Raw genomic sequence first — 26854 nt, 5'->3', positions numbered from 1 at the left:
GGAGAGGTTAGTGAAGATTCTCGTCCAGAAGTTCGGTGGTTCTTCCTTGACGACGGAGGATTGCCGGATGCGGGCAATCTACCATATGGAAAAAGCAATTGATGAGGGTTATGCCCTCGTCGTTGTCGTATCGGCGATGGGGCGCAAGGGCGATCCATATGCGACCGATACACTTTTGCAGTTGGTTCGTGTGAATGGGAACCATCTGCCGAGTAGAGAAATGGATATGCTGATGCATACCGGAGAAATCATCTCTGCTACAGTCATGTGCAGCATGCTAAATGCACGGGGAATTAAAGCAACAATTTTGACAGGCGGTCAGGCAAATATAGTGACGAGCGACGACTTTACGAATGCACAAATTATGTCGATCGATCCAGCTCGCATTTTGCAGGACTTGCAGGAAAGTCAAGTTGTGATCGTCCCAGGATTTCAGGGACGTACAGCCGAGTGGGAAATTACGACACTGGGACGGGGCGGAAGCGATACAACTGCAACCGCTCTCGGTGTCGCCTTGAAGGCTGAAACGGTGGATATTTTCACCGACGTGGAAGGCATCATGACCGCAGACCCGCGGATCGTTGAGGAAGCGCAGCGGCTCGGTATGGTGACCTACACGGAAATTTGCAACATGGCTCACCTGGGTGCAAAAGTTATTCATCCTAGAGCGGTGGAGATCGCGATGCACGCAAACGTGCCGATTCGTGTTCGCTCTACGTTTTCGGACGACCCCGGTACACTTGTTACGACTATGCTGGAGATTGGGAAAATGGGCTACACAGTAAACGACAGAGTCGTTATGGGAATTGCTCATGTACCGAACATTACTCAAATTAAGGTCGCGAACAAAGAAGGGTCTTACGATACACAGCTACAAGTCTTCAAAACGATGGCAACCAATAACATCAGTGTAGATTTCATCAATGTGAACCCAATGGGTGTCGCTTACACTGTCCATGATGAAATGGGAGAAAAAGCTGCTCGTTTGTTAACGGAAATGGGATACGAGCCGCAGCTTTTGCCGCATTGCGCGAAAGTGTCCGTGATTGGTGCAGGGATGACGGGCGTGCCCGGCGTGATGGCGAGAATCGTGGAGGCACTTACACAAGAAGATATTCAAATTCTTCAATCGGCAGACTCTCATACAACCATCTGGGTACTCGTGCATGAAATGGATATGGTGAAGGCGGTTCGCGCACTTCATCAGCAGTTCAACCTGCATGTTCAACATAAGTAAGAGCATATCCTGACTTTAAATACCTACTGATCACGATAAGAGGAGTTGGAGAGGTAGTGGCACGTTTTGGTCGACTGGTTACCGCAATGGTAACGCCTTTTAATGAGCAGCTACAAGTCGATTACGATAAAACAGAGCGACTGATTGACCATTTGATTGCAAATGGAACAACTGGAATCGTATTGAGTGGTACCACGGGTGAATCACCGACTTTATCCCGTACGGAGAAACTCGATCTTTTCCGCCATGTGGTTTCCTACGCAAAAGGAAGATGCCACATCATTGCAGGAACAGGCAGCAATGATACAACCTCAAGTATTGAGTTCACCCAAGCTATACAATCGATTGGCGTAGACGCTGTCATGGTCGTTGCTCCTTATTACAGCAAGCCATCGCAGGAAGGGCTTTACGCACACTTCAAGGCATTATCGGAAGCGACTGAGTTGCCCGTGATGCTATATAATGTGCCAGGAAGATCCGTGGTAAATATGACTGCCGAAACGACACTTCGTTTGGCAGAACTGCCTAATGTGGTATGCATCAAGGAAGCCTCCGGGAATTTGTCGCAAATGGCGCAAATTATTGAGCATGCCCCGGAAGGCTTTGAGCTGTACAGTGGTGATGATGGCTTAACCTTGCCGATCTTGTCTATCGGAGGAGTGGGCATTGTCAGTGTGGCGAGTCACGTAGTTGGCCGCCCAATGACAGATATGATGGACGCTTATTTTGCCGGTAACTATACAGAGGCAGCAAGACTCCATCGCAAGCTGTTGCCGATTTTTGAAGGCCTCTTTGCGTACCCGAGCCCTGGACCGACCAAGGTCGCTTTAGAAAAGCTCGGCGTTCAAGTAGGAGGCGTTCGGCTACCTTTAGTCGAGCTGAACGAACAAGAAAAAGATTTCGTGCATTCTCTGCTTGTTTAACTCCATAGAAGTTCAAGAGCCATTCCTTCGAGGGATGGCTCTTTTTCCTTGTGTTCATGATTTCACTTCGGGTATAATAAGAACAAGTGATTTGGGGCGGTTTTTTTGAGTGGACATGACAACTAAATATAGGAGGTTACACGTTTTGGCAAAGACGAATCACTCTGTTCTCGTTTTCGCCCTGGGCGGAGTCGGCGAAATTGGGAAGAATATGTACGTGGTACAAAGCGGTGATGACATCGTGGTGATTGATGCCGGATTGAAGTTCCCAGAAGAGGAAATGCTGGGGATTGATATGGTTATTCCGGATATCACCTACTTGGAGGAACATCGCGACAAGGTTCGGGGTATTATTATTACGCATGGACATGAAGACCACATCGGCGGCCTCAGCTATGTGCTGAAGCATTTGAAAGTCCCGGTTTATGCGACAAAACTTACCCTTGGTTTAATTGATGCAAAGTTAAAAGAAGCGGGCATCCTAAACGAAACAAAACGCGTATTGATCAACAGCGACTCGGAAGTCGTTCTCGGTAAGATGAAGGCGACCTTCTTCCGTGTAAACCACAGCATCCCGGATTGTGTAGGGGTATGCTTGGATACGCCGGAAGGTTACATCGTTCATACAGGAGACTTCAAGTTCGATCAAACACCGGTTAACAATCAGGTAGCTGATCTGGCAAAAATGGCGATGATCGGTGATAGAGGCGTTTTGTGCTTGCTCTCTGACAGTACGAATGCAGAACGGCCTGGATTTACCGGATCGGAACGCTCAGTAGGAAAAGCACTCATGGATGTGTTCAGCAAAGCATCTGGACGTATTGTTGTTTCTACGTTTGCATCAAATGTTCACCGCATTCAACAAGTGGTGGACGCTGCAGCACAGTTCAACCGTAAATTGACGGTTGTCGGCCGGAGCATGCAAAATGTTATTAATATCAGCAGAGACTTAGGGTACTTATTGGTCCCAGAGGGCTTGATTGTTGAGATCGATGAAATCAACAAATTGCCTGCTGAACAAGTCGTTATTTTATCAACTGGAAGCCAAGGAGAGCCTATGTCCGCGCTCACTCGGATGGCCCGATCCGCCCATCGGAAAATTGACATCCTTCCAGGGGATACCGTTATTATTGCAGCCACTCCCATTCCAGGGAATGAAAAATATGTGGCTCGTACGATCGATCAATTATCGCGTATTGGTGCAGATGTCATCTATGGCGGCCATGGACCTAACGGAACCGTCCACGTCTCCGGTCATGGTAGCCAAGAGGAATTGCGCCTGATGCTTAACCTAATGAAGCCGAAGTACTTTATTCCCGTTCACGGTGAATATCGCATGCTGAAAACACATGCCTTACTTGCTGACCAGGTTGGCATTCCTGAAGAAAACACATTCTTGCTGGATAACGGCGATACAGTTGAATTCTCAGGGGGCAAAGCCCGTTACGGTGGAAAAGTCCATGCTGGCAACGTTTTGATTGACGGCTTGGGTGTTGGTGATGTAGGAAACATCGTCCTTAGAGATCGCAAATTACTGTCACAAGATGGCATACTGGTAGTTGTCGTTACACTCAGCAAACAAAATGGCACGATTTTGTCAGGTCCAGACATCATTTCTCGCGGTTTCGTCTACGTGCGTGAATCCGAAGAGCTGCTGGATGAGGCAAATCGCATAGTGACCCAAACACTTGTCAAATGCATGGAAGAAAATGTGAATGAATGGTCTTCACTGAAAAATAACGTAAAAGAGTCATTAGGACGTTATCTGTACGAGCAAACGCGCAGACGTCCGATGATCTTGCCGATTATTATGGAAGTGTAGGATCTCAATAAAAAGCTGGAAATCCTTTGGAAAAAGGGTTTCTGGCTTTTTTTGCCTTTGTGGGCGCATGATTTTTCCTCCCCTTATCCATACTACAAAGGAAAGTGAGGGAGGATCATCCATGTCGAATCAACAATTTAGCGATTTTTTAAATAAGCCGCCGTTTGCAACCACAGCGGTAACGAGTAAGGAATCCCAGCCACAATCACCAACTGATGATCAGGAGCCTGCTGCCTCGCCGCCATCAGAAGCACCTGGGCAAGAAGATCCGAAGAAAAAACTGCTCGATTCGATTAATCAACTGGGTCAGACAAACGTCCCACAACTCGAAAGCAATATTTATTGTATGACCATCATCGGACAAGTAGAAGGGCATATTCAGTTGCCCCCACAAAATAAGACAACCAAATACGAGCACCTCATTCCTCAATTGGTTGCGGCAGAACAAAACAATAAAATAGAGGGCGTTCTCGTTATTTTGAATACAGTTGGCGGGGACGTGGAAGCGGGCTTGGCAATTGCGGAGATGGTAGCGTCCTTGTCCAAACCGGTAGTCACACTTGTACTCGGCGGTGGCCATAGCATTGGTGTGCCAATTGCCGTTGCTGGTTCGTACTCGTTTATTGCAGAAACAGCCACGATGACGATTCACCCGATCCGTTTGACTGGTCTTGTAATTGGTGTGCCCCAAACGTTTGAGTACTTGGACAAAATGCAGGATCGTGTAGTAAGCTTTATTGCCCGTCACTCCAAGGTTTCAGAAGAAAAGTTCCGTGAGCTCATGACCCGAACCGGTGAATTGACACGAGATATTGGAACCAATGTGATTGGCGTAGATGCGGTGAAATATGGATTGATAGATGAAGTTGGCGGTCTTGGTAGCGCGCTGAAAAAACTGAACGAACTGATCAAAGCGCAAAAAGGCGAGGAGAGTGTACTCCAATGATCTTATACTCCATCATTCCGATGGAAACGGTTTTTGAGAACATGGAGCAAGTGGAGAAGCAAGAGCTGAAAGAGATAACGATGGGTCATGCCACGATGCTCATTGAGCAAACCGGACCGTTTGAAGGAAAAATCGTCAGGCTGATTAGTCCTGATCCGCAAGACTACCTGAAGGAGCAATACGCACCCGGACAAAAAATTCAGTTTCAACCTGAGTGGCTCGCCTAAGAAGTCCTGTATTTCTATGAATTTCCTGTGTTATACTAGAGAAGTACGAACAGCAGCCGAACACGCGACGGCTGCCTTTTTTCCATTAGGAACATATCGAGGAGGAGGCATGCCATTGAGTAGGAGAAAAAAAGAGCGTTCACAAGCGGCATTGGCCTCAGTTGTCAAAATAGAGCTGCTGGGACTTCTCATCATCGTGCTGTCCTTGATCGGGCTATTGGAGAGTGGATGGCTGGGCAAAAATGTACTGGCACTTCTATTTCGGTTTATTGCGGGCTCATGGGATTTTATCATTCCTGTTCTGCTAATCGGTATGGCCATACATATGATGTTTACGAGAAAGTCACCGAAGCTTACTTACCGCGTCTTAGGGATAGCGCTCATTGGTGTAGCGATTTTGACCTGGGATCACATGATTTTGTACAAACAAATTACCGCAGATGGAAAATTTGCAGAGCAAAGCATTATTAAGGTTACATGGGACAGGATTTGGCTCGATCATGGTCAGAAAGTGTCCACCACCGGGGTAGGCGGAGGAATGATCGGTGCTCTGTTTTTTGCGGTGACAAATGGTCTTGTTGGAACAATTGGTACTGGTCTGGTGATTGTGTTTCTTTTCCTCGTGGGACTGATGTTTCTGTTCAATCTTTCTTATGTAAACATTTTGATGTTTGCAAAGGACAAGCTCGCTTTGTTTTACGGAAAGGCCAAGCATACAGTGAAGGACTCCGTACAGCTTTTGCAGGAAGAGAGCGAGAAGAGAAAGAAAGAAGCAAAGGAAGCCGAAGAGGCTCGCAAGCAAAAGCAATCGGCAGAAGAGAACGAGGCCATTGCTGTCACGGCGTTGAAAGAGCAAAAACCTCATTCACAGCCCGCTACTCAGCAGGAAGAAGTCCAGCAACCGAATGCCCCATTAATTCGTGATTTTACGGATCGCATTGCGCTGGAAGAGGATGAAGAACCGAGTAATCCTGGTCATCAAGCGAGAGCTGCACAACCGAAACCGAATCAGGAAATTACGTTTGCACTTGAGGGAGAAGCAGAAATCTTCGGTACAATAGATACCGGAGAAGAAAAGAATACCATACCGTATGAGCTGCCAAGTCTGCAAATGCTCGCAAGGCCCAAAGCGAGTGCAACAGGTAAAGACGTCGATCATACCTCAAATGCGGCAAAATTAGTGCAGACACTGAAAAGCTTTGGCGTCAATGCAACTGTTTCCGAGGTACATCGAGGACCGGCTGTTACACGTTACGAAGTTCAGCCTGCTACAGGGGTAAAAGTAAGCAGGATTGTCAGCTTGACAGATGATCTTGCATTGGCATTGGCAGCAAAAGATATCCGTATTGAGGCACCAATCCCTGGGAAATCAGCCATCGGTATCGAGGTTCCGAACTCGGAGGTAGCGGTCGTATCACTACGAGAAGTGTTGGAAGCTCCCGAGTATCAAGATGCAGCAGGGAAGCTTACCGTTGCTCTTGGTCGGGATATTTCCGGAGAGCCGATTGTAGCCGATTTGACCAAAATGCCCCATTTGCTCGTAGCGGGTGCGACTGGAAGCGGTAAATCAGTCTGTATTAACGGATTAATCATGAGTATTTTGTTCAAGGCCAAACCAGAAGAAGTCAAGCTGATGATGGTTGACCCGAAAATGGTGGAACTAAATGTGTACAACGGAATTCCACATTTGTTGGCTCCAGTTGTTACTGACCCGAGAAGGGCTTCTGTTGCATTGAAAAAAGTCGTGGCAGAGATGGAACGGCGCTATAATTTGTTTGCCAAAACAGGTAGCCGCAATATTGAAATGTACAATGCACAAGTGGAAGGCACCCCACTTCCCTATATCGTCGTCATCGTCGATGAGCTTGCGGACTTGATGATGGTAGCTCCAGGAGAAGTGGAGGACGCGATTTGTCGACTCGCGCAAATGGCTCGTGCTTCCGGAATTCATCTCATCATCGCGACCCAACGTCCTTCCGTAGATGTCATTACGGGTGTGATCAAGGCAAATATCCCATCCCGCATTGCCTTTGGCGTATCTTCCATGGCTGACTCTAGAACGATTCTCGATATGGGTGGAGCAGAAAAGCTTCTCGGTAGAGGGGACATGCTATCACTGCCGATGGGGGCATCCAAGCCGATCCGTGTTCAAGGAGCTTTTGTATCTGACAAGGAAGTAGAAGAGGTCGTTCGTTTTGTAAAAGAACAGCAAGAGGTTCGCTACAATGAAGAGATGATCCCGGGTGACGTGCAGGAGGAGCAACAGCCAGTCGTGGATGATGAGCTGTACGATCAAGCCGTCCAAATCGTTTCAGAAGCCCAAACGGCATCGGCATCCTTGTTGCAGCGTCGTCTCCGTGTCGGTTATACGCGGGCGGCACGTTTGATTGATATGATGGAAGCGCAAGGAGTAGTTGGTCCTTATGAGGGAAGCAAGCCTCGTGAGGTTCGTCTTCCACGCCCGTCCATAGAAAGTAATATTTCATAAAGAGAGACCTTGCCAACATTTGTACTGGCAGGGTCTTTTTTCCTATTTTAGGAGAAAAATCTCTGTCGAAATTAATCATTTTGCATTATTATTCATAAATATTTGGCTTGCATGATACTCGCCCCTCATGTAAAATTTCTAAGAGATTGACGGAAATTGTTGTTATTAAGTCTCATACGAATCAGAGGTCTGACGTCCTACCTGTTGGGATGGCTTGCGGACAGCAGGAGTGAATGATGATGAGCATCAAAGGGAATGTTCGATCACTGTTTCTCTTGGTAATGGACAAGATCAAGAGTGATATCGAAACCGGACTTCTTCGTCCTGGTGAACGCCTCCCATCTGAAGCCGAACTATCCAAACAGCTTGGTGTAAGCAGGGCGACGCTTCGCGAGGCACTCCGACTTCTTGAGGAAGAGAAGATTGTCATTCGTAGACACGGTGTAGGTACCTTTATTAATTCAAAGCCTGTTTTTTCAGGTGGGATTGGGGAACTCTTTAGTGTGACGGATGCAATCGAGCGTCAAGGATATACGGCAGGAACATTGATCCTGAAAACATCCTTTGGCGAATCTGCTGAAGAAGAGAGGAAGCGGCTGGCCTTAAATCCGGGTGAAGGCGTTCTCATAGTAGAGCGAATTCGAACGGCTGATGGTGAGCCTGTGGTTTATTGTGTGGACCGCATTCCTGCACATCTGGTGCCTGAGGGCTATGCGGCAAGTGGAGAGTCTATCTTCAAATGGCTGGAGAGCGTAACAGGGGTAAGGATCGCATACGCTGTAGCAGATATTGAACCCGTGGGCAACAATGAAAAGGTTTCCAACCTGCTGCATTGCGATAAATCTGCTCCCATGCTCTTGCTCAAACAGATTCATTACGACGAAAGTGAAAAGCCAGTGCTATACTCCCATAATTACTTCAGAGCTGACAAAATTCACTTTCATGTCGTACGGAGACGGTTGTAACAGTGGGGGCAACCTCACTCAACAATTTCATCAACTAAAAACAGGGGGTAATCTCAGATGAAGAAAGTTCTATCCGTGCTTTCTGTGGCAACACTCAGCCTGTCGCTCGTTCTCGCTGGCTGCGGAAGCAAACAAGAAGCACAGCCTCAAGGCCAAACTGGTAGCAATGGAGGCGCTCCAACCGCTAATGCTATCAAAGTAGGTATGGTTACAGACGTTGGAGGTGTAAACGACAACTCCTTTAACCAGAGTGCTTGGGAAGGGCTGCAAAAACTCCAAACCGAAATGAATCTCCCGAAAGAAAACGTAAACTATCTGCAATCAAAATCAGATGCTGACTATGTACCAAACCTGACTCAATTCGTAAAAGACGGTTGGGATCTGACTTGGGGTATCGGCTTCTTGATGGGTGACCACCTGAAAAAAGTAGCAGAAGAAAACAAAAACGCAAAATTGGCGATTATCGACGCTGAAGTAGATGCTCCTAACGTAGCATCTGTACTCTTTAAAGAGCATGAAGGCTCCTTCCTTGCTGGGGTAGTTGCAGCGAAGATGACCAAAACGAAAAAGGTTGGATTCGTGGGTGGCGTTGACATCCCGGTAATCAAACGTTTTGACCTTGGTTTCGAAGCGGGCGTAAAAGCTGTAGATCCAAGTATTCAAGTAGTGAAAGTTTACACGGGTGCTTTTGACAAACCAGACATGGGTAAATCTACTGCTTCCTCCATGTACGGTCAAGGTGTGGACATCATCTTCCACGCTTCCGGCGGTACAGGTGACGGTGTGTTCAACGAAGCAAAAGACCGTAAAGCTAAAGGCGAGAACGTATGGGTAATCGGTGTTGACAAAGACCAATCCCTGACTTTCGGCGACGAAGTTACATTGACTTCCATGGTAAAACGTGTTGACGAAGCAGTTATTCGTGTATCGAAAGATCTTTCTGAGGGTAAATTCAAAGGCGGAGTACAATGGCTCGGACTGGCTGAAAACGGTGTAGGTCTGGCTGACACTTCTACGAAGAATGTTCCTGAAGACGTACTGAAGCTGGTTGAAGAATACAAGCAAAAAATCGTTAAAGGCGAAATCACAGTTCCTGATAAGTAAAAACCAAGGAAGCTGCAAATGGACAAGGCTGGTTTGAGCTACTGGCCTTGTCCTTTACCTTCACACTAGACCCGAAAAATGGGGTGAGCATGCATGAACTCGGTAAAAAAAGTGGTTGAAATGAGAGGGATCACAAAACGGTTCCCAGGCATTGTTGCGAATGACAGTATTACACTGTCTGTAGGTAAAGGTGAAATTCATGCGCTGCTCGGAGAGAATGGCGCGGGCAAGTCCACACTCATGAATATCTTGTTTGGTCTATATCAGCCGGATGAAGGCGAAATTCTGATTAACGAAAAAGTTGTACAGATCACAAGTCCAAGGATTGCAAACGAACTTGGTATCGGAATGGTTCACCAACATTTTATGCTCGTAGAAACATTTACAGTCACGGAAAACATTGTGCTAGGAAATGAACCGAAAAACGGGTTGAAGATAGATATTCAAAGCGCTGAGAAAGCGGTAGAAAAACTGTCGAATCAATACGGGCTCAAAGTTGATCCGAGAGCAAAAATTCAGGATATCTCAGTTGGGATGCAGCAGCGTGTAGAGATTTTGAAAACGCTTTATCGCGGTGCCGACATCTTGATTTTTGATGAGCCTACGGCTGTATTGACGCCGCAGGAAATCCATGAACTTATCGAGATCATGCATAACTTGGTAAAAGAAGGTAAGACGATTATCCTGATCACACACAAGCTGAAAGAAATTATGGCTGTATGTGACGCGGTTACGATTATTCGTCGAGGAAAGGTCATTGACTCCGTATTAGTAAAAAATACGAATCCAGACGATTTGGCTGCGAAAATGGTTGGTCGTGAAGTGAACTTCCGCGTCGATAAAACGGAAGCAAAACCAAAAGAAACGATCTTGGCCGTAGAGAATGTGACTGCAATGGGTAACCGTGGTGTGAATGCGCTGAACAATCTCAGCTTAGAGGTTCGCGCTGGAGAAATCCTCGGAATTGCTGGAGTCGACGGCAATGGCCAAAGTGAACTGATTGAAGTATTAACTGGCTTGCGTAAGGCAACAAGTGGGCGTGTCCTTCTTAATGGCAAAGAAATTACGAATCAAAATCCGCGCAACATCTCAGAATCAGGATTGTCGCACATTCCTGAAGACCGACATAAACGAGGATTGGTTCTTGATTTCACCATGAGTGAAAATATGGTATTGGAAACGTACTTCCATCCAACGTTTTGCAAAAACGGTTTTCTTGATTATGGCGCTATTGACAAGCATGCGGCTAAGCTTATCGAAGAATTCGACGTTCGGACTCCGAGTATTTACACGCCAGCACGAGCGCTTTCGGGAGGAAACCAACAGAAGGCGATTATTGCCCGCGAAGTGGACAAGAACCCGGATTTGCTGATTGCGGCTCAACCTACTCGTGGCTTGGACGTAGGCGCTATCGAATTTATTCATCGCAGGCTAATTGATCAACGCGATCAAGGAAAAGCGGTTCTCTTGCTTTCCTTGGAGCTAGATGAGGTTATCAATGTGTCCGACCGGATTGCGGTTATATATGAGGGAGCTATTGTGGGGATTGTCGATGCAAAATCAACAACGGAGCAAGAGCTCGGTTTGATGATGTCCGGCGGAAAAGTAATGCAAGGAGGGGGAAACGATGAATAAAGTTATTGCGGTCTTCACGAAAGAATCGTTTCTCGTTCCTGCCGTTGCGATCATTCTTGGTCTTTTGACCGGAGCAATCGCAATGCTGGCAGGTGGATTTGATCCAATCGCTGCCTATACGGCTTTGATTAAAAAAGTATTTGGAAGCGCGTATAACTTTGGTGAAACGATTCGCCAAATTACCCCTTTGATCTTTACAGGTTTGGCTGTAGCTTTTGCTTTCCGTACTGGTCTTTTTAACATCGGGGCAGAAGGTCAATTTATCGTAGGGATGATTGCTTCTACTGTTGTAGGTGTTTCTTTTGACCTTCCAGCTATCATTCATGCTCCACTTGCTATCCTTGCAGGTGCTTTAGCAGGTGGTTTGTGGGGTGCCATTGCCGGTTATTTGAAAGCAGCACGTGGTGTCAATGAGGTTATTACCAGCATCATGTTGAACTGGGTAGCGCTGTACTTTGCAAACTGGATCATGAATGCTTTCTTTATTCCAGCAGGCAAGCAAACATCTGAAGAGGTAAAGGATTCTGCGATCATTACCATTGGATGGCTCGCTGAAATGTTTGACAATGCTCGTTTGCACTGGGGTACACTGATTGCTGTACTTGCAGCTATTTTCTTCTATATCATCCTTTGGAAAACAAAGTCTGGTTTTGAATTGCGTTCCGTTGGTTTGAACCCGCATGCTTCTGAGTATGCTGGTATGAACGTGAATCGTAATGTTGTAAAGGCCATGTTCATTGGTGGTATGTTTGCAGGAATTGGTGGAGCTACTGAGATTTTGGGCGTTTTCCACTATCAAGCGATTATGACGCAGCATACGGGCTATGGATTCGATGGAATCGCGGTAGCATTGATTGGCGGAAATACTCCGTTCGGGGTTATCCTTGCTGCCATCTTGTTTGGGGTTCTCACATTCGGTGCGAGCGGCATGCAGTTTAGTGCGGGTGTACCGTTTGAGTTAATTCGCGTCGTGATTGCATCTGTTATTTTCTTTGTTGCGGCACATGGCATCGTGAAAATTTTCGTTAAGCCGATCTTGATGAAGAAAAAGGAAGGTGGAAACTGATGGATTGGGGATTAATTCTTAGCAACCTCGTTCATGATACCATCGTGTTTTCCACTGCCTTGATTTTTGCCGCATTGGGTGGATTGTACTCGGAGCGTTCTGGTGTTGTGAACATTGCGCTAGAAGGTATGATGATTATTGGTGCGTTTACTGGTGCCGTAATGACCTATGCTTTCCAAGATTCATTTGGAGCTTGGGCACCGTGGGTCGGATTTATTGCGGCTGGGATTGCCGGTGCTATTTTTGCCCTACCGCATGCCGTTGCTTCGGTTACATTTAAAGCGGACCAGACTGTCAGTGGTGTGGCCCTGAACTTCTTGGCAGCGGGGCTTTCCATTTACCTGACCAAAATTATTTTCAACGGAGCAGGTCAAACAACAACATTGACCTCTGTATTTAACAAATTCAGTATTCCTGGATTGAGTGAAATTCCTTATATCGGACATGCCATTTTTGAGGCGTATCCGACTAGCTATTTGGCTTTCATTGCTGTATTCGTTACTTGGTATGTTATTTTTAAGACACCATTCGGATTGCGCTTGCGTTCCGTTGGTGAGCATCCGCGTGCGGCTGATACAGTCGGGATCAATGTGAAGAGAATGCGCTACACGGCTGTTATGATCAGTGGGATGTTGGCTGCATTGGGTGGAGCTACGATTTCCTTGACGACAACCAGTAACTTCTCCCATAACACAGTTTCTGGACAAGGTTTCATCGCAATTGCGGCCTTGATCTTCGGTAAATGGCATCCAATGGGTGCGATGGGAGCAGCATTGTTCTTTGGTGTCGCTCAAGCGATCAAGTCTTTGGTGCAAATCTTCGGATTGACCAATTACATTCCTACTGAATTTATCTTCATGCTTCCGTACGTGCTGACGATTCTCGTGATGGCTGGTCTGGTAGGACGATCCAGTGCTCCAGCGGCTCTCGGCAAACCTTACGATACGGGATCGCGTTAATCATTCGTTGACAAAATTTAGCGTCTAGAACCTGTCACTTCCCCTGTGCGATAATTTTTGTGACTGCTTGCGGTCCGCAAAAAACGGTCTTATCCGTTTTAGCAAATTGTCTGTGGGGAGGGAAAAAGATGAACCGCTGTCTACGTGAGTACAGCAGTTATCGATGGAACAGGATTCTAGGCGCTTTTGTTTTTTTCCTGATGATAGCCGTACCGGGTGGAATGGTTTTTGCAAAAGAGCCAGGACCTGTTATTTCTGTTATTGTCGATGGAATGGGTGTCCAATCTGATGTAGCGCCCATTCATCGAAATGGACGAATGCTCGTTCCGATACGAGTAGTTGCCGAGGGAACAGGCTCAGAAGTAAGCTACGAGGCCACCACTCAAAAAGTATTACTCAACAAAAAAAGCAAGCATATATCCCTTACGATTGGCAACCAGACAGCGTATGTAGATGGAAAGCGTTTGAAGTTGGATGTCTCTCCAATCATTGTGAATAAGCGGACGCTTGTGCCAATCCGATTTATCTCCGAGGCATTTGGCTATCAAGTCCAATGGGATGAGACTGCGGCAGTTGCATACATACAATCCAAACCAGTGGAAGACAAGACAACGAGTGTCAAATACTCGTTGAATCCTTATGTCGTTCAACAGGATGATACCTTATCAAAAATAGCAGCTAGCCACGACACGGACATGAGTGCCATTCAGAAAAATAACCATCTCTACTCTGATGAGTTACTGGTGGGCCAAATTTTATTTTTGCCAGAAGGGGCGCAAAGAGCTGAGCACCCTATTGCCACAAAAGTTGCGGATGATCAATTAATTGGGAAACCATTTCGGTTTCCTTTCCACGATAATAGTTGGTATGAGCCATATGGGGATAGCTTCGGATCTGATCGAGAGTGGACGGAGACGAATAGCGGCAGTGTCCGAAGTCACGAGGGCATCGACATTATGGCACCGAAAGGAACGCCGATTTACTCGGTATCCGATGGGACGATCAACAAAGTGGGCTGGAATACGTATGGTGGCTGGAGAGTAAACATTACGGATGAGAATGGCCAATATCGGATGTATTACGCTCATTTGCAGGCGTATTCACCAGGATTGTATGTTGGGAAAACGATAAAAGCTGGACAGCTGATCGGTTTTGTTGGAGATACAGGCTACGGCGGCACGGGGACAGTGGGAATGTTTGAACCTCACCTACATTTTGGCCTCTATCGTAACAGCACGGGGAAGGCCATCGATCCATATGATTACTTGCGGGTTTGGGAGCAAAACAAAGTGGAAAGTCCCCTTTAAAATTGGGACAAACTACTACGGAGTACCTTCACGAATAAAAGGAGGCCCTTCGTATGTGGACTTGTCCGTACTGTGGGGGAAGCCACGGCTTACCCTTTCACGATGAGCAACTGGATGGCATGCTCTGTCTCTCGTCTGATTGCGGTCGATTTGTTGAAGAGCATAGGACATCGGATGATCCCGGGGACTGGGATGCAATGGATATGTAAGGAAAAGAGTGAACGCCCTTTGATAAAAAGGCGCCGTTCGCTCTTTTTTTATTCAATGGAAGCGCTGTGATTTACGTATTACGGGACTTGCGTGAGCGCATAGGATGAAGCACTGGGGATATATAATGGAAGATTCTGATGCTTGATGCCCTGACAATTGGTTACAATAGAGAAGAATATGAAGTAAGCTGATGGAGAAGGGAGATTGAACTATGACTGCTACTACAACCGAAATTGCATTTCAAAGCTCCCAAATTAATGGGATGAACGTACATATCCTTCCAACCAAAAAGTTCAAGACCACGACGATCGTGACGATGATTGAACAGACGCTATCGGAGGAGCACGTAACGAAAACAGCATTGCTTGCGATGGTCATGAAACGTGCCAGCGCTCGTTTTCCGGAAACGAAGCTATTGCGAGCACATTTGGATTTCCTGTACGGTGCCATTTTTGATGTCGATGTGATGAAAAAGGGCGAGCGGCAAATCCTGCAAATTTACATGGAAGTACCGAATGAAAAATATTTGTCCAATGAAGCCTCACTTTTGGAGCAGGCCATTGAATTCGTAGGAGATATGCTCGTCAGACCATATGTACAAAACAACGCTTTTTCAGAAAAGTACATGGCACAGGAAAAAGAGACGCTTCGTAAACGGATAGAGAGCTTGATCGACGACAAAATGAAGTATGCGAACCAACGCGTGACAGAAGAAATGTGTAAAGGGGAACCGTTCTCTCTTCTCGTCCAAGGTCGTGTGGCGGATTTGCCGAAGATCACTGGTCAGGAGCTGTATCAATATTTTAAAGAAATAACGACGACGAATCCAATCAATATGTTCGTGGTGGGCGATGTCGAGCAGCAGGAAGTGAGCGAGGCTATTTCCAGACACATTCCCTTGGAACGCTCTCAGGTAGGAGAACTACAGATCGAATCGACCGCGAAGGACGTATCTGCTGAAAGCGAAGTGATCGATCGACTCGATGTCAACCAAGCAAAGCTCAATATCGGCTGCCGTACGCAGATCACTTATAAGGATGAGGACTACCCGACACTGTTGCTATATAACGGGATTTTAGGCGGTTTTCCTCACTCCAAGTTGTTTGTCAATGTCCGTGAAAAAGAGAGTCTCGCTTACTATGCTGTTTCCAGGCTAGAGAGCCACAAAGGGATTCTCATGATTATGTCCGGGATTGATGTAAGCAAATATCAGCGTGCGGTTGAGATTATTAAGCAGCAGCTTGATTTGATGCGACAAGGAACCATATCGGAAGAGGAAATGAGCCAGACGCGTGCGACATTGTCTAACCAGTTCCGCGAGCTTTTGGACAGCGCCCGCGGCATGATTGAATTTACGTACAACGGTGTGATTAGCGGACGTCCTCGGAAAATCGAAGAGCTTTTGGCGGGGATCAACCAAGCGACCATTGAGGATATCAAGAAGGTAGCAAGCAAGGTGACGATCGATACGATTTATCTGCTACGGGACAAGAAGGGAGAGGCATAAGATGCAGACCACTGATTTTGAACAAGTAAATGAAACGGTATATCATGAAGCTCTCCAAAATGGATTGCAAGTCTATTTGGTTCCTAAACAGGGCTTCAGCAAAACATACGCTGTGTTCACAACGCGCTACGGCTCCATTGATAGCCATTTCCGCACCCGAAGCGGGGAAGAAATTAATGTTCCCGACGGCATTGCGCATTTTCTAGAGCACAAAATGTTTGAGAAAAAAGATCGGGATGTCATGCACGAATTCAGTAAAAACGGGGCGAGCTGCAATGCGTTCACGAGCTTCAATCGTACGGCTTATTTGTTCTCATGCACAGATAAGTTAGATGACAATCTGAATCTGCTGCTTGATTATGTACAGGACCCGTATTTCACAGATGCCAGTGTGGAAAAGGAAAAAGGAATCATCGGCCAGGAAATCACCATGTACGATGACAATCCGGACTGGAAGGTGTACATGAACCTTCTAAAGGCCATGTACCAGAAGTATCCGATTAACATTGAAATTGCGGGTACGATCGAGACGATCTCTCATATTACAAAAGAAAATTTGTATCAGTGCTATGAAACGTTTTATCATCCTGCCAATATGCTTTTGTTGGTCGTGGGCTCCTTTGAACCAGAAGCGATTATGAAGCTCATTCGTGAAAATCAGGGAGCAAAGGAGTTTCCTCCTGCGCCACAAATCACGCGCGTTTTTCCAGAAGAGCCATCAGAGCCAGCGGAAGCGAAAGTAGAAGCGTTTCTAACAGTGGGTCTGCCCAAATGCATGATTGGAATCAAGGAAAAGGAAAATGGTCTAACCAAGGAGGCCTTGTTAAAACGCGAGTTGACTACTAAACTGGTATTGGACATCGCGTTCGGCACTAGCTCCGCTGTCTATGAGCGCTTGTATGACAGCGAGCTGATTACGGAAAGCTTTGATTTTGACTACAGCAGTGAGCAGGATTATGCGTATACGATCATCGGTGGAGATACACCTGATCCAGAGCGTTTGGTGGAAACGATCAAAGCAGAAATCGAACAGTTGAAGCAAACTGGTATAGCCCAGGAAGATTTTGAACGTGCGAAGCGTAAAAAAATCGGAAACTTCCTGCGTTCTCTAAACTCCGTGGAGTTTATCGCTAACCAGTTTACCAGCTTCAAATTTAACGGGAACGATCTGTTTTCCGTAGTGCCGACCTTGGAGTCGATCACACGCGAAGATGTGGAAAAACGTTTGAAGGAGCATTTTTTAACTGAGCAGATGGCTGTTTCCATCGTTCGTTCCGCTTCGCCACAGGAGTAATGTATTCATGTTCAAGCAAGAGACGCCATGGGCGTTAATTACGGGAGCTTCCGGAGAGATCGGGCAGGCGATTGGTGCCTACCTGATTGATGCGGGGGTTCCCCTTTATCTGCATTACAATCGAAATAAAGAAAAATTAGAGCCGTTGGTGCAAAAATGCCAGGAGCGGGGCGTTCCCTTTGGCATCCTCCAAGCTGATCTGCGGGATCCACAGCAAATTGCGGCGATGTTTGCTCAGATGCAGGCGGCACCACTATTGATCGTAAACAACGCCTCAGTGGACGATGTCGGATTATTTACGGATGTGACTGTCGAGAAATTCGATGAACTCCTTGCCCTCAATGTTCGATCCGCTTTTTTGGTCTGCCAAGCTGCTGTTCCGGCCATGCTACGTGCAAGGTATGGGCGCATCGTCAACATTTCTTCCATATGGGGGCTTACTGGCGGTTCGTGTGAAGTACTGTACTCCATGACCAAAGGAGCAATCAACACGTTCACCAAAGCCTTGGCAAAGGAAATGGCACCAAACGGAATCACGGTAAATGCAGTCGCTCCAGGAGCGATTGCTGGTGGAATGATGGAGCGCTTTGCTCCAGATGAAATGGAAATGATTGCGGAAGAAATACCTGCCAACCGTCTTGGACAACCATATGAGGTAGCCGCAGTCGTGCGTTTCTTGCTTTCGGCGGATTCCAGTTATGTGACAGGGCAAGTGATTAGTCCAAACGGTGGATGGTACACCTAGAAGAAAAGTATGCATGAATAAAATACGAGAAATGATGGAATTCTACCTTTTGTGTGGGCAGCAAATCTGTTCGCAACGTACAAAAGGAGGGAATTTCCCTATGTCGATTCTTGACAATTTCAGCGACTGGAAAGCGTTTCTCGGAGATCGGGTAGAACAAGCGAAACAAGCCGGGATGGAAAGCGAAACGCTTCAAAATGTAGCTTATCAAATCGGTAGCTATCTGTCTGAGCAAGTAGACCCGAAAAACGATCAGGAGCGTCTGTTGAAACAGCTGTGGGACGCAGGTGATCAACAGCAGCAACAAGCTTTGGCAACACTCATGGTGAAGCTTGTTCAGAATCGCAATGACGCGAACGCTGGCAGCTAGCCATTCAAATCCCCTACTTTTGGGGATTTTTCTTTTCGCGATTGTCGAATGAAACGAACGTGATATACTACATAAGAAGAGAATTCTGGTTGGCGGAGAGGATTGCATATGGAAGCGAAGAAAGAATGGTACATGGAGTATGAGATTGCCCGTAACCGTCCCGGTCTCTTAGGGGACGTATCTTCTATTCTGGGGATGTTGAACATCAATATCGTGACGATCAATGGTGTGGATACCATGCGCCGAGGTATGCTGCTTTTGACCGATGATGATGAGAAAATGGAGGTTTTGCGCAACGTTGTGCAAAAAATGGACAACATAACCATAACGAGGTTACGTCCCCCGACAATGCTGGATCGTTTGGCTGTTCGCCACGGTCGCTATATTGAACGGGATAGCGAGGACAAAAAAACGTTTCGCTTTGTTCGTGAAGAGCTGGGCTTGCTGGTCGATTTCATGGCAGAGATCCTGAAGAAGGAAGGTCATCAGCTCATCGGGATTCGTGGAATGCCTCGCGTAGGGAAGACTGAATCAATGATTGCTGCCAGCGTATCCGCCAATAAACGTTGGACATTTATTTCCTCCACTTTGTTGCGCCAGACGGTGCGTAGTTCCTTAGCCATTGATGAAATGTCTACTGATCATGTATATTTGATAGATGGAATTGTCTCAACGCTGCGATCGACAGAAAAGCACTTCACCTTGCTTCGGGAGATTATGAACTTTCCTGCCGCAAAAATCATTGAGCATCCGGATATATTCGTAAGGGAATCAGAGTATCAACTTGATGATTTCCATTACATAATTGAGCTCCGTCATCATCCGGATGAAGAGATTACCTATGAGCTTATCAACAATCGCGGCTTTGATAATTTCGAAATGAATTAAGGAGGGGCAGCTGTGTCTGAGCTAGGTCAAGTCCTGCAAAGGGCCCGCGAAGAAAAAGGAATCACGCTCGACGACATCCAACGTATCACCAAGATACAGCGGCGATATTTGGAAGCAATTGAAAGGGGTCATTTTCACGTACTTCCTGGCCACTTTTACGCGCGTGCATTTATAAAGAGTTATGCGGAAGCTGTCGGTCTAGACCCGAACCACATCCTGAATCACTTTCAGTCCGATTTGCCGGCCCAGCCACCTACAGAGCAAGTAGAGAGACTGCGTCGCAGACGAGTTGCTTCAGCGAACAATCCATTACAAGCGGGGCGATGGGTGACCAAAACCTTGCTCGTATTGTTTATTGCCTTGATTATCGGGGTTATTTATTTCGCTGTCGTCAACAACAACGGAGGTCAGTTTACTCAACCAGTGCCAGGGGGAACTGTTAACCCTGGAGCGGAAATTGTCACGCCTGGCAATGGTGGTGGAGCGGCAACATCCCCGATTGCTCAACAACCGAAGCCTCCTTCTATTACCACACCGAACCCTCAAACAGGAACAAACCCACCTGAGACCGTTACGGAAACTCCTCAGGCAACCATCACGTTTGAATCGCAGCAAGGATCCATGTATAACTATTCCTTGCAGGGTGGAGAAAAAATCACGGTTTATCTGAAGGTGAAAGAAGAAACAAGCTGGTTTGGTATATCGGAAGGAAAAGGAAAAAAGTATGTTGAGCAGGGCACGCTCAAGAAAGATCAGGAAAAAACGATTGAGCTTGGGAAATCCGCTTATATTCGTTTGGGCAAACCGACTGTATTGGAATTAAAGGTGAACGGAGTCTTGGTAGACACGTCTAAAATGAAGTCAATGCCGTCCAATATTACGATGAAAGTAAAAGAGGCGGTCACCCAGTAGGCAAGCATATGCTTGCCTTTTGTTCTTTTCTCTTTTTTGACACTTCCTTTAGGCTTATATTATACTGGTTAGGTGTAATATGGGTTGGTGTGACCAATTGGAGGAAAAAAGATGACAGAGAAGGTAGGCACGCGTGAAAAAGTAGCGATTGTTACGCTGGGCTGTGAAAAAAATCTCGTTGATTCGGACATGATGGCCCATCTGATAGATGAAAAAGGTTATGAACTGGTTGATAACCCAGAAGAAGCAACTGTGGTTATCGTCAATACCTGCGGTTTCATCGATGCAGCCAAGGAAGAATCCGTAAATAAGATTCTGGAAATGGGTGAATTGAAGGAATCCGGCAAACTGAAATCGCTTGTGGTGGCAGGCTGTCTCACACAACGTTACAAAGAGGATATCTTGAATGAGATTCCTGAGGTGGATGGCATTGTCGGAACAGGCGATTTTATGTCGATTACAGGTATTATCGAAGAATCTCTAGAGGGCAAGCGACCAATCTTTGTAGGAAACCCCATTTTTACGTACGAAGATGTAGTGAAGCGAAAAGTAAAGCAAGGCACGTACACCGCATATATTAAAATTGCCGAGGGCTGCGACAACGCCTGTACGTTTTGCTCGATTCCTTTGATGCGTGGAGGATTCCGCAGTCGTACAATCGAATCCATCGTGGAAGAAGCTCGTCATTTGGCGGCACAAGGGGTCGTAGAAGTAAGTCTGATCGCACAAGATTCTACGAACTACGGAACAGATATTTACGATGGAAAATTGATGCTTCCTGAACTTTTAAACCGTCTGGCAGAAGTCGAGGGCATCGAGTGGATTCGTCTTCACTATGCATACCCTGGATATTTCACGGATGAACTGATCCACACCTTTGCTACCAATCCAAAAGTATGCAAATACGTAGACATGCCTTTGCAGCATTCAGAAGACCATATTCTGAAAAGAATGCGTCGCCCAGGAAGACAGACGGATATTCGTGCGCTGGTAGCAAAAATTCGCGCACAGGTCCCAGATGTTGCACTGCGTACCTCTTTGATCGTAGGGTTCCCTGGGGAAACAGAGGAAGACTTCGAGCGTCTGAGCGAGTTTGTCAAGGATATCCGCTTTGATCGACTGGGTGTGTTTACTTACTCCAACGAGGATGACACTCCAGCTTCCCGTCTGCCTGACCACGTAGACGAAGAGGTTAAGGAAAAACGTGCGAACATGCTGATGGAAATTCAGCGTGAAGTAGCCGGAGATCGCAATGGACGCTTTGTTGGTCAAGTTTTGGATGTTTTGATTGAACGTTACGAAGGACGTAACGATATTTATGTAGGTCGAACACAGTATGACGCTCCGGAAATCGATGGTGAAGTATTCGTCACTGGTTTTAAAGGCGAACTGGGCACCATTGTAAAAGTAAAAATAACACACTCCTATGAATACGATTTAGCCGGGGAGGTAGTCTAGGTGAATCTCGCCAACCGCATCACCCTCGCCAGGATTTTTCTGGTGCCGGTAGTTATGTTTTTTCTGCTGGTGCGTTACAACATCGGGACATTTTCGATTGGTAGCCTGACGATGACGTATAATGAGCTGATTGCGGCTTTGGTTTTTATCCTAGCAGCCAGTACGGACGGACTCGACGGTTATATTGCACGGAAGAAAAAAATCGTGACGAACTTGGGGAAGTTTCTGGATCCGCTTGCTGATAAGCTGTTGGTTTCTGCCGCACTCATTTCACTGGTAGAGATGCAGCGTTTGGAAGCGTGGATTGCGATTGTTATTATCAGCCGAGAGTTTGCGGTAACGGGTCTACGACTAGTTGCTGCGGCAGAAGGACAGGTAATTGCTGCGAGTGCATTGGGTAAACTGAAAACATGGGTGCAGATCGTAGCGATTACGGCTGTCATGATTCGAAACTTCCCATTTGGTTTCTTCGGCATTCCGTTCGACGAAGTAGCTACTTGGGCGATGGTGATCATCACGATTTACTCCGGGTACGACTACTTTGCGAAAAATCGTAACGTGATCCAATACTCGTAATGCGGGTATTGGTCTCTTTTTTCACAAGACTCTTCTCTTGAGCGTTTGCAAGTGATAAACTGTTAGTTTAGAGGCTTTTCTACTCTCAAAGAGAATGGATGAGGAAGATGAGAGCGGAGATTATCGCGGTAGGTACCGAACTTTTGTTAGGCCAGATCGCTAACACCAACGCACAGTTTCTTTCTCAGAAGCTGGCGGAAATTGGCGTGGGAGTTTACTTTCATACGGTTGTGGGAGACAACACGGAGCGATTGCTACAAGTGATTCGATTGGCATCAGGACGATCTGATCTCGTCATTTTCACGGGTGGGCTAGGGCCGACTCAAGATGATTTGACGAAAGAAACCGTGGCGGGGCATGTAGGCATTGGATTGGAAACGAATTCAGAGGCCATGGAGAGAATTGAAAAATTCTTTTCGCAACGTGGGATTGTCATGACGGAGAACAATCGTAAGCAGGCGCTGGTGCTTTCTGGCAGCCATGTATTCTCCAACGATTTCGGGATGGCGCCGGGGATGGCGATCCGTCATGACAGTAGTACGTTCGTGCTATTGCCTGGACCACCTAGTGAGATGTATCCAATGGTGGAGAATTACGTGATGCCGTACTTGACCGATTTGCTCCCCGATAAACAAGTGTTTCATTCTCATGTACTCCGGTTCTACGGAATAGGCGAATCCGCTTTGGAGGAAAAACTGCTTGATCTGATCGAAAAGCAGGACAATCCAACGATCGCTCCATACGCCAAAGAATTCGAAGTAACGCTGCGAATTACGGCAAGAGCTGCGACAGTCGAAGAAGGAGAAACCTTGATTTTACCTGTAGAAAAAGAAATTCTCAGCCGTGTTGGTCAGTACATGTACGGGTTGGGCGAGAACTCGTCACTGCATGATGTGCTAGTTTCTGAGTTGAAAAAGAGAAATGAGACAATTGCTTGTGCAGAAAGCTGTACAGGTGGAGCGATTGCCTCGTTGATTACCGCTGTGCCAGGAAGCTCACAAGTGTTTCGTGGCGGGGTAGTCTGCTACACCAATGAAGTGAAAAATCAGCTGCTCGAAGTACCTGATTCCATTTTGCAAACAGATGGGGCAGTCAGTGAGAAAACAGCTCAATTGCTGGCTGAACATGTACGAGAAAAGCTGGGAGCTACTTACGGGATTTCTGTTACGGGAGTGGCTGGACCCGATCCTTCCGAGGGCAAGCCTGTTGGCCTTGTTTACGTAGGGATCGCGGCAGAAGGAATGCCCACAGTTGTAAAAGAGCTGCGCCTTGCCGGAAGAAGGCATGCAATCGTTGGGCGTGCCGCTAAATACGCGTTGTTTTATGCGTTGCAAATGCAAAAAGAAAGGTGATTTTTTTCATGACGATTTTTTCCGATTTTCCTTTACATAAATCTATTCTGCAAGCGATTCACGATATGGGCTTCGAGGAGCCATCGCCGATTCAGGCAGCTTGCATTCCAAAAGTTCTGGATGGCGGAGACCTGATTGGTCAAGCACAGACAGGTACTGGTAAGACTGCTGCCTTCGGGATTCCACTTGTAGAAAAGATTACGCCTGCCAATCGTGTACAAGCGATCGTGTTGACTCCGACTCGTGAGTTGGCTATTCAGGTAGCAGGAGAGCTCTTGCGTATCTCCAAATACAACAAGGTTCGTACGCTGCCAATCTATGGCGGACAATCGATCGGACATCAAATTCGTGCACTGCGCCAAGGTGTACAAATCGTTGTAGGTACTCCTGGCCGTGTCATGGACCACTTGCGTCGCAAAACATTGAAGCTGGATCACGTACATACACTCGTTTTGGATGAAGCGGATGAAATGCTGGACATGGGCTTCATCGAAGATATCGAAACGATCATCACACATATGCCGGAAGAGCGTCAAACCTTGCTGTTCTCTGCGACGATGCCGCCAGAAATCAAGCGCTTGGCTACCCGTTACATGAAACAGCCGCAAACGATCGCGGTGAGCCGTGAAGAAGTAACGGCACCATTGATCGAACAGGTATACTACAAAGTGTTTGACCGTAACAAAGTAGAGAGCCTCTGCCGTATTCTGGACAGTGAGGATGTAGAGTTGGGAATCATTTTCTGCCGTACCAAGCGTGGTGTAGATGAGTTGTCCGAAGTGCTGCAATCCCGCGGATACCTTGCGGACGGCTTGCATGGCGACTTGTCACAGGCACAACGTGACAAGGTCATGAATGCGTTCCGTGAGGGCTCGATTGAATTCCTGATCGCGACAGATGTAGCAGCACGTGGTATCGACGTAGGAAACGTCTCTCACGTAATCAACTACGATATTCCACAAGACTCTGAGAGCTACGTACACCGTATTGGTCGTACTGGTCGCGCAGGTCGCAAAGGAATTGCGATGACGTTGGTTACGCCTCGTGAAGTAAGACAAATGATGTTTATCCAAAAGCAGACAAAAGCACAAGTGCTCTCTCGCAATGTTCCTTCCCTGGAGGAAGTGGCTGAGCGTAAACAAGAGCAGTTGCGTGAACAGTTGACTAGCCTTTTGGAAAGCGATGCTATCGCGGATATGTATCAAAAAGTAGCGGATGCTCTCGTAGGTCAATACCCGGCTGAAAAAGTAGCAGCTGCTGCATTGCACCTGGCATTCCACACCGAAGCAGGACAAGGGCAGGAAGTAGAAGCGTACAACTTTGGTGAGACGGGTGCAGCAAAAGGCATGGTCCGCTTCTTCCTGAACGTAGGCCGCAATGCGAACATGAAGCCACAGGATCTGGTACGAGAGATCTCTGAATCTGTGGGTATCCCAGGAAAATCAGTAGGTCGTATCGACATTTTCGAGAGCTTCACGTTTGTTGAGGTTCCAGAAGAGGTAGCGGCATTCGTATATGAGTCACTGCGTCAAACGCGCATCAACGGAAAACGAATCAATCTGGAGCCTGCAAAGCCTCGCGGAGCGAAGCGTTCCTAATTTGCGAGTATTCCAAAGCAGCCATTTCACTGGGTATAACCAGGAAATGGCTGCTTTTTACAATGCGAATATTTGTTCGTAAAAAATACTTGGCAAACACTTCTGTCTCGAGGTATGATGAAGACAAGCAAAACAGATGCGAAAAATTGAAAGGGTGTGTACCATTTGTCAGATCGTCGCGCAGCTTTGGAGAGTGCATTGCGTCAAATAGAAAAGCAATTCGGTAAAGGTTCCATTATGAAGTTGGGGGAAGTATCCAACGTTCAGATTTCTACTGTATCGAGCGGAGCGCTTGCTCTTGATATCGCACTTGGTGTGGGCGGATTCCCACGTGGACGGATTATTGAGATTTACGGACCAGAGTCTTCTGGTAAAACAACCGTAGCACTTCATGCAATCGCAGAAGTGCAAAGACAAGGCGGACAGGCTGCGTTTATCGATGCTGAGCATGCTTTGGATCCGGTTTACGCTGCAAAGCTGGGTGTAAACATCGACGAATTGCTGTTGTCCCAACCAGATACGGGTGAGCAAGCTTTGGAGATCGCGGAAGCACTGGTACGTTCTGGTGCAGTAGACATTATCGTAGTTGACTCCGTTGCGGCTCTCGTGCCAAAAGCAGAGATCGAGGGCGAGATGGGAGATTCCCACGTAGGTTTGCAAGCACGCTTGATGTCCCAAGCACTCCGCAAGCTGTCTGGTGCCATCAATAAGTCCAAAACGATTGCGATCTTCATCAATCAGCTTCGCGAAAAAGTGGGAGTTATGTTCGGTAACCCGGAAACAACGCCAGGTGGACGCGCTTTGAAGTTCTACGCGAGTGTTCGTTTGGATGTTCGTAAAGCGGAATCTATCAAAGTCGGAAACGACATTTTGGGTAGCAAGACGAAGATCAAAGTTGTCAAAAATAAAGTGGCTCCACCATTTAAGGTTGCTGAAGTGGACATCATGTACGGTGAAGGTATTTCCAGAGAAGGTAGCATCCTCGACATCGGTTCTGAGATTGATGTCGTGCAAAAGAGTGGTGCTTGGTATTCCTTCAACGAAGAGCGTCTCGGCCAAGGTAGAGAAAATTCGAAGGTCTTCCTGAAGGAAAATCCGCATATTGCCTCTCAGATTGAAACAAAAGTGCGCGAATACTTCAGTCTGAACCCTGGCTCTGTTCCAGAAATTGAGCCAGAAAATGACCCAGAGCAAGATGAAGAGCCTACATTTGATCTGGAGTAATGAAGAGTGGAAGAGCAGCCTGTCGATGAGACAGGCTGTTA

Annotated in this window: 24 protein-coding genes; all 24 read left to right on the top strand. The window is 46.8% G+C overall.

Annotated features, from left to right (window positions below):
* Positions 1-10 precede the first annotated feature (10 nt).
* Positions 11-1237 (top strand): aspartate kinase, encoded by a 1227-nt coding sequence (gene dapG / locus ACUUHJ_RS18525; protein ID WP_472299598.1) that lies wholly within the window; start codon positions 11-13, stop codon positions 1235-1237.
* A 56-nt stretch (positions 1238-1293) separates the two neighbouring features.
* Positions 1294-2160, top strand: a complete 867-nt coding sequence (gene dapA, locus ACUUHJ_RS18520) for a 4-hydroxy-tetrahydrodipicolinate synthase (protein ID WP_472299597.1) — start codon at positions 1294-1296, stop codon at positions 2158-2160.
* A gap of 145 nt (positions 2161-2305) precedes the next feature.
* Positions 2306-3982, top strand: a complete 1677-nt coding sequence (locus tag ACUUHJ_RS18515; protein WP_173605019.1) for a ribonuclease J — start codon at positions 2306-2308, stop codon at positions 3980-3982.
* 121 nt (positions 3983-4103) lie between these two features.
* A complete protein-coding gene (locus ACUUHJ_RS18510) occupies positions 4104-4928 on the top strand; it encodes a ClpP family protease (protein WP_472299596.1) in 825 nt (274 codons plus the stop codon).
* Positions 4925-5155: a YlzJ-like family protein gene (locus ACUUHJ_RS18505; protein ID WP_173605020.1), complete on the top strand. Its 231-nt coding sequence runs from the start codon at positions 4925-4927 to the stop codon at positions 5153-5155. The genes ACUUHJ_RS18510 and ACUUHJ_RS18505 overlap by 4 nt, the downstream gene beginning before the upstream one ends.
* A gap of 109 nt (positions 5156-5264) precedes the next feature.
* Positions 5265-7643 carry an FtsK/SpoIIIE family DNA translocase gene (locus ACUUHJ_RS18500; RefSeq protein ID WP_472299595.1) on the top strand — a complete coding sequence of 793 codons (2379 nt, stop codon included), beginning with the start codon at positions 5265-5267 and terminating at the stop codon, positions 7641-7643.
* A 239-nt stretch (positions 7644-7882) separates the two neighbouring features.
* Positions 7883-8608, top strand: coding sequence for a GntR family transcriptional regulator (locus tag ACUUHJ_RS18495; protein ID WP_472301218.1), 726 nt, complete (start codon positions 7883-7885; stop codon positions 8606-8608).
* A 57-nt stretch (positions 8609-8665) separates the two neighbouring features.
* Positions 8666-9712 carry a BMP family lipoprotein gene (locus tag ACUUHJ_RS18490; RefSeq protein ID WP_289673413.1) on the top strand — a complete coding sequence of 349 codons (1047 nt, stop codon included), beginning with the start codon at positions 8666-8668 and terminating at the stop codon, positions 9710-9712.
* A 93-nt stretch (positions 9713-9805) separates the two neighbouring features.
* Positions 9806-11347: an ABC transporter ATP-binding protein gene (locus ACUUHJ_RS18485; RefSeq protein ID WP_015891692.1), complete on the top strand. Its 1542-nt coding sequence runs from the start codon at positions 9806-9808 to the stop codon at positions 11345-11347.
* Positions 11340-12413 carry an ABC transporter permease gene (locus ACUUHJ_RS18480; protein ID WP_015891691.1) on the top strand — a complete coding sequence of 358 codons (1074 nt, stop codon included), beginning with the start codon at positions 11340-11342 and terminating at the stop codon, positions 12411-12413. The genes ACUUHJ_RS18485 and ACUUHJ_RS18480 overlap by 8 nt, the downstream gene beginning before the upstream one ends.
* Complete coding sequence (locus ACUUHJ_RS18475; RefSeq protein WP_289673412.1) at positions 12413-13372, top strand: ABC transporter permease; 960 nt, start codon at positions 12413-12415, stop codon at positions 13370-13372. Before ACUUHJ_RS18480 ends, ACUUHJ_RS18475 begins: the two co-directional genes overlap by 1 nt.
* Positions 13373-13500: 128 nt before the next feature.
* On the top strand, positions 13501-14679 hold the full coding sequence (locus tag ACUUHJ_RS18470; RefSeq protein WP_472299594.1) for a stalk domain-containing protein: 1179 nt from the start codon (positions 13501-13503) through the stop codon (positions 14677-14679).
* Positions 14680-14732: 53 nt separating this feature from the next.
* Positions 14733-14888, top strand: a complete 156-nt coding sequence (locus ACUUHJ_RS18465; protein ID WP_289673410.1) for a hypothetical protein — start codon at positions 14733-14735, stop codon at positions 14886-14888.
* 212 nt (positions 14889-15100) lie between these two features.
* Positions 15101-16396: an EF-P 5-aminopentanol modification-associated protein YfmF gene (gene yfmF / locus ACUUHJ_RS18460; protein WP_472299593.1), complete on the top strand. Its 1296-nt coding sequence runs from the start codon at positions 15101-15103 to the stop codon at positions 16394-16396.
* Between the two features lies 1 nt (position 16397).
* Complete coding sequence (gene yfmH, locus ACUUHJ_RS18455; RefSeq protein ID WP_472299592.1) at positions 16398-17690, top strand: EF-P 5-aminopentanol modification-associated protein YfmH; 1293 nt, start codon at positions 16398-16400, stop codon at positions 17688-17690.
* 7 nt (positions 17691-17697) lie between these two features.
* A complete protein-coding gene (ymfI, locus tag ACUUHJ_RS18450; RefSeq protein ID WP_087346722.1) occupies positions 17698-18435 on the top strand; it encodes an elongation factor P 5-aminopentanone reductase in 738 nt (245 codons plus the stop codon).
* 100 nt (positions 18436-18535) lie between these two features.
* Positions 18536-18805: a DUF3243 domain-containing protein gene (locus tag ACUUHJ_RS18445; protein ID WP_015891685.1), complete on the top strand. Its 270-nt coding sequence runs from the start codon at positions 18536-18538 to the stop codon at positions 18803-18805.
* 108 nt (positions 18806-18913) lie between these two features.
* Positions 18914-19693, top strand: a complete 780-nt coding sequence (locus tag ACUUHJ_RS18440; RefSeq protein WP_016743377.1) for a YmfK family protein — start codon at positions 18914-18916, stop codon at positions 19691-19693.
* A gap of 12 nt (positions 19694-19705) precedes the next feature.
* On the top strand, positions 19706-20605 hold the full coding sequence (locus ACUUHJ_RS18435; RefSeq protein WP_015891683.1) for a helix-turn-helix domain-containing protein: 900 nt from the start codon (positions 19706-19708) through the stop codon (positions 20603-20605).
* A gap of 111 nt (positions 20606-20716) precedes the next feature.
* Entirely contained in the window at positions 20717-22063 is a 1347-nt protein-coding gene (gene rimO, locus ACUUHJ_RS18430) for a 30S ribosomal protein S12 methylthiotransferase RimO (RefSeq protein ID WP_472299591.1), read from the top strand.
* Positions 22064-22639 (top strand): CDP-diacylglycerol--glycerol-3-phosphate 3-phosphatidyltransferase, encoded by a 576-nt coding sequence (pgsA, locus tag ACUUHJ_RS18425; RefSeq protein WP_047067774.1) that lies wholly within the window; start codon positions 22064-22066, stop codon positions 22637-22639.
* 107 nt (positions 22640-22746) lie between these two features.
* Positions 22747-23991: a competence/damage-inducible protein A gene (locus ACUUHJ_RS18420; protein WP_472299590.1), complete on the top strand. Its 1245-nt coding sequence runs from the start codon at positions 22747-22749 to the stop codon at positions 23989-23991.
* An 8-nt stretch (positions 23992-23999) separates the two neighbouring features.
* A complete protein-coding gene (locus ACUUHJ_RS18415; protein WP_289673407.1) occupies positions 24000-25589 on the top strand; it encodes a DEAD/DEAH box helicase in 1590 nt (529 codons plus the stop codon).
* Positions 25590-25754: 165 nt separating this feature from the next.
* The gene (gene recA / locus ACUUHJ_RS18410; protein WP_016743382.1) at positions 25755-26813 is read left to right on the top strand and encodes a recombinase RecA; all 1059 of its coding nucleotides are present in this window, start codon (positions 25755-25757) and stop codon (positions 26811-26813) included.
* The last annotated feature ends 41 nt before the right edge of the window (positions 26814-26854 follow it).

This window comes from Brevibacillus schisleri (assembly GCF_055685845.1).
Note: the sequence above shows the minus strand (reverse complement) of the source record. Positions and strands in the feature narration are given on the sequence as shown.